At 40.7% G+C, this 2,610-nt stretch carries 2 protein-coding genes; both read left to right on the top strand.

The window, feature by feature from the left end; all coding sequences use genetic code 11:
• Positions 1–51 precede the first annotated feature (51 nt).
• Complete coding sequence (locus BCT81_RS21775) at positions 52–618, top strand: hypothetical protein (protein ID WP_102425812.1); 567 nt, start codon at positions 52–54, stop codon at positions 616–618.
• Positions 619–980: 362 nt separating this feature from the next.
• The gene (locus BCT81_RS21780) at positions 981–2,501 is read left to right on the top strand and encodes an EAL domain-containing protein (protein ID WP_102425813.1); all 1,521 of its coding nucleotides are present in this window, start codon (positions 981–983) and stop codon (positions 2,499–2,501) included.
• The last annotated feature ends 109 nt before the right edge of the window (positions 2,502–2,610 follow it).

The raw sequence follows: 2,610 nt of genomic DNA on the forward strand, positions 1-2,610 counted from the left end.
ACTTGGCCTTGGGCACGCCCAATTTAAACAAAACAATTAAGAGAAGTTGAAATGTTTAAGCAGATGATATTAAGCATTGCCTTGATGGGACTCACAGCACCATTACACGCCGCTCAATTGGTCGATCTAGTTAATCCAGAGTTTCAGATACCCTGTAAAGATGGTCCCGATGATATGGTCACCGGAATGCCTGGCCTAATTTCTGAGCTGTCCGATGTAAAATGTACGACCTACGGTCAAATACTTACAGCGCCAGAAGGCTTCATATGGAAGATTGCTGGTACCCATAACGGAGCCATGAGCCTTTTGGCTCAAAACGGCGTCGATGAGATCAACGAAGTTGGAAATAAAGCTTACTTTATCTCTATCGAGGGGAAGCAACTTAGTTATGATGAAATAGTGAATGTATTTGATACAAAACTAAGCGACGTTTTATTGCAAAAGACTAAAGAGCAGATCTTAGCTCAACAGGCAGAACTGATTGAAATAACGGCTATAAATAATAAAAATTTAACACAAAACGTTTATATATTCATGATAAAAAAATACACTTTGGGGTTTGTTTGCACACCAAAGTGTATCAAGTGGGCATTTACCATTGAGGATTCACCTCTATAGACGGCCGCCAAATAACCTTAATATTAATAGTGATATATCGAAACTGTATAGTTAATATTTTCCGTAAGGGAAATAATCTAACCTAATGCTGATTATTCTATGAAGAGTTACTAACGTACACCACATATCTTTGCAGATAAAATAGGCAATATGTATTTTTCATTCACTATATGCTTCGTGTTGAACAATTATTTCTCAAAAATGAGAATGGACAACGTGGAATCAGCAGCGAATATTAAGTGAAAGATTAAAATTATGCTTTATACTGATGTTTATGTATTCCTACCGAAACACTTGGGTACCCCAATCTCGTTAAATGCTCTTCTCTTTAAACAAAAAAGACTCAATTAACTAGGCCTTCTATGTTTGCAAACAAAAAAAATAGCCCAACATATCTACTCTGCCTTTCTTTTATCCCTTGCGTCTTGGCTCTCACTTTTTTGTATCTCAATTTTGGGCGTTCACTGGATGAGCAAGCAAACCAGAAAGCATTGAGCATCGTTCAAGAGGTAGATGAGATTCTTGAGTTTGGTGAAGAGACCAACACGAGTGCTTTAAAGCTATTGCTAAACTCTAATGCCTGTGAAGATGAAGCCCTAGCCCTTAGACATCTGGTAGCAACCATACCTTACGTACGAAGTGCCAATCTAGCGAAAGACAATGTTATCTTCTGCACCTCTATTTGGGGTGAAGGCAATTACAAATATGATCCTACCGCATACACTTCAGGACAATTACTGCTGCTTAATGGAAGTAATGTTGATACTTCTCACCCTCTTATCGTGGTGAGGTCAACGTTGGATGATCACGCGGCATTAAGTGGGATTGATAGCCTTTACCTAAGAGAGTCGCTCACTTCAGGCAGCAAGTTACGGTCGTTTATTGCGGTCGGTGATAAGTGGCTTGATAGTAAAGAGTTGACCGTAAAGACAAACCCAGTAGAAAAACTCATCTCTTGGCATCAAGTGTCATCAAAACAGTTTCCTTATAGCGCACATGCAGGTTTTGCTTACCCAAACATGCTGGCGGCATTCTGGGCCAAGGATAAACAATACATTGTAGCCATCATCCTCTTACAAACGTTGTTTGCCGCCTACCTAATTTGGCTCTCGAAGCGCCCATCCAACCTATACCTTGAAATCGAGCGAGCAATGGAAAGAAAAGAGTTTATCCCTTACGCTCAGCCGATTGTGGATAGTAAAACTCGTACAATACAAGGCATTGAGATCCTATTAAGGTGGAAACACCCCGTGCAAGGCATCGTGAGGCCAGATCTTTTCATTCCTAAGGCTGAAACCTCTGGTCTTATTGTACCTATGACACATCAATTGATGCGGCTCACTGCTATGCAAATTAAGCCTTTCATAGACAAGTTACCTAATGGTTTCCATGTGGGTATAAACATTTCACCCCAGCACTGTTCGAAAGGCACATTACTGGAGGCGTGTCAGGAATTTATCGATATTATTGACTGTGACGACATTACTCTAGTTCTAGAACTCACAGAAAGAGAAGCGCTAAACTACTGCGATTTAACCGATGATATTTTCGGGAAAATCAAAGCGCTCGGATGCAAGATAGCAATAGATGACTTTGGTACGGGTCACTCCTCTTTGGTTAACTTACAAAAAGTAGACCTCGACTACCTAAAGATTGACCAAACCTTTGTCCGAGACATTGGCGTTGACACAATAACAGGCCACCTACTTCAAAACATGATCACCTTGTCGCACGACTTATCGCTAGATGTCATCGCTGAAGGCGTTGAAACAGAGCAACAAGCAGATTATTTAAGAGAGCGAAGCGTCAGCTACCTACAGGGCTTCTTGTTCGCTAAACCGATTCCACTTGAAGAGTTTTTGAAGAACCAAACAAGCCGTTGAAAATAGGCAAACAAAGCAAGCTGAGAGCATTTGTCTTTTGCTCTCAGCTTCTAAAAGATGCATCAACCTCTAAGTAACTCAATAAATCTCGCCGGGCTTCTTCCTGTCA

Origin of the sequence: Vibrio sp. 10N.261.52.A1, assembly GCF_002876325.1 — a bacterium.
In the GTDB taxonomy this organism is placed as follows: Bacteria; Pseudomonadota; Gammaproteobacteria; order Enterobacterales; family Vibrionaceae; genus Vibrio; species Vibrio chagasii.

Excerpts from the sequence above, each read along its gene's own strand:
- BCT81_RS21775 (WP_102425812.1), top strand. The coding sequence starts at position 52 with ATGTTTAAGCAGATGATATTAAGCATTGCCTTGATGGGACTCACAGCA.
- BCT81_RS21780 (WP_102425813.1), top strand. The coding sequence starts at position 981 with ATGTTTGCAAACAAAAAAAATAGCCCAACATATCTACTCTGCCTTTCT.